Origin of the sequence: Phascolarctobacterium succinatutens YIT 12067, from assembly GCF_000188175.1 — a bacterium.
GTDB classification, from domain to species: Bacteria; Bacillota; Negativicutes; order Acidaminococcales; family Acidaminococcaceae; genus Phascolarctobacterium_A; species Phascolarctobacterium_A succinatutens.
The window spans coordinates 1-2590 of record NZ_GL830914.1; the positions used below are offsets into that span (position 1 = coordinate 1).

The window sequence follows — 2590 nt, forward strand, 5'->3', positions numbered from 1 at the left end:
CGTTGGTTGCGTTGGTTGCAACACCGTTGGTATACAAATTCCAACCTGCATTAGCACTGTCGCTTACCTTCTTCAGCTGTGCTACGTTAACAGCGTCAGTATCTTCAGTACCTGCTGCTACGTTGGTAATCTGACGAGTAATTTTTTTACCCTCTACAGAACTGCCTACAGAAACAGCACCATTAGTTGCCTTCCAAGCAATACCGGTTTCTCCTTCAGCAGCACCATAGCCAAGCGCGTTGGCAGCTGTGCTTGCTACGCTGCCTACGCCCAGAGCAACGCCGCCTTCTGCACTTACGCCTGCACCATTGCCGATAGCAACTGCATTATTGGCTGTAATTTCATTTTGATGACCGAAGGAAATAACATTGCTTACGCCAGTGATTACGTTTTTGTTGCCCATTACAATAGAATCGGAAACATTAGTCAGTTCATTGTGAGAACCTGCCATGAATACGTCATGGCTACCCTTTTCATTATCACCGGTAAGTTTGTTATCATAGCCGATAACGGTAGAATCGGTCTGTTTGGAAACAGTGTTGGCACCGCCGACTACTGCAATGGCACCGCTTTTTTTCTTAGCCAATGCGCTATAGTCACCCTTGCTAATATTGTATGCTTCAAAAGCACCTATATTCATATCCTTATAGGCATCAGTAACCTTGTTGCCGGTACCCTGAATCGTTACACCATTAGATCCCTCGACAGTGTTTGCGGAGCCCATAACATTATTAGCTACGCCGGAATAAACCTTACCGTTTTTATTATCTACAGTATTCTTAGAGCCGACAACGGTTGCCGTTGCACCCTGAACATTTATGCTTCTACCAAATGCTTCATAAGACGTTCCATCACTGTTAATAACAGAATCAGTACCTACAACAGTAGTATACAGACTACCGGAATTTGTATTGGCACCTACAAGAGTAGTGCCTTCGCGACCACTGATAGCATTGGAGCCCAAAGAGGTTCCTTTATAGCCGGCATGTGCTTTATAGCCAAGAGCTACACCGCCTAAGCCATTACTGCCCTCAACTACGCTTGCACCATTACCGATAGCAACCGATTCTTTAACAGCAGATGCATCTTTGCCGAGTGCAATAGAATCCACTGCTTCCTCTTCTTTAGAAGATGTTTGTAATGTAGCATTAGTGCTGCGTAAGGATGTTTTATTCTTGTCATAAACTACTGCTAGGTCTTCGGTTTTAGCGTATTTGGAAAGGTCAACATCTACCTTATACTGTGTGCCTGTAGCGTCATCCTTAACTAATGTAGCCTTTGTATTTTCACCGTCAACCAAGGAAACTTTCTTACCTGCCGCAGCTTTTACAGCGTTCAGCTGTGCTACGTTAACAGCGTCAGTATCAGCAGAACCAGCTGCTACGTTAGTAATTTGACGAGTAATGGTAGCACTGCCTACAGATACAGCACCAGCGTTGGCTTTCCAAGTAAGGCTGTCTTTATCTTCATCAGGAGCATACAAGCCAACAACATGGGATTCTCTATCAGCAACAGAGGAGGCACCCAGTGCAACACCCTTGCTAACATTTGCTTCAGCAAAATCGCCTAAAGCAGTACTGCAATAACCACTTGCTTTTCCAGCATAGCCAAGAACTGTTGCATATTCACCTTCCGCTTTAGAGAAACCGCCTACAGCAGTGCCATTAGCAACATTGGCCTGACTCATATAACCAACAGCTATTGCTTGTTCGCCTTCTGCTTTGGAAAGAGCACCTACAGCAGTAGAAACAGCACCCCACGCTCCAGATTGCGAACCAAGAGCAACAGAGAAAGAACCGGACTTTCTCGATTCTCCAGGATGATTTTTATTCCAATCAGCATCAACATTTACCAAATTGCCCATTGCCACAGAGTAATCGCCAGTTGCATTGGCTTGTGCGCCTACAGCAGCTGCACCAGTACCTATATGCTGGATATTAGGGCCAACAGCAACACTGTTATCTTTATCTGCTATAGTTTGGCTGCCAATTGCAATAGCATTAGTTGCAAGTGCTTTAGCTATGCTACCAATAGCAATAGTATGACGATCACTGGCTGTGCTCGAAATACCAAATGCCATGCTTGACTCTCCGCTGGCATTAGCATCCTGACTAATAGCAATACTAGTACCTCCACTTGCTTTTGCCCTAGTGCCAACAGCTATAGAACTGCCGCCACTGCTTGCACTCTCATTGCCAATAGCAATACTTTGAAGCTCCGTAGACTTAGCATCCTTACCTAATGCTACACTATAAGCACCAGTTGCCTTAGCATCACCACCAATAGCAGTTGCCCAACCAGCTGCACTGTCTTCACTGCCTTTACCAATAGCAACACCGTCAGTTCCTTTAGCTTTAGCATCCTTACCAACTTCAATCTTGGTATCATCCGGCGCCAAATTAGCCGCCATTGCCGGTGCTACGCTTGCACAGGTCATTACACCTGTAGCAATCAGCATTGCCAACAGTTTTTTAGTAGAGCAGCTTTTAGTTCCATGGCTTTTTGCCATTTCGGAAACAACGACATATGCGTTACGCGCTTCACTCCAAATTACTTTGAACTCAAACTTCGCACACGGAAAACATCCCGT

General features: G+C 45.2%; 1 pseudogene. It reads right to left on the reverse strand.

The annotated features are described in order from the left end of the window. Positions 1-2509, reverse strand: a pseudogene (locus HMPREF9443_RS07435) (hypothetical protein); the annotation flags it as partial. Positions 2510-2590: the final 81 nt, after the last annotated feature.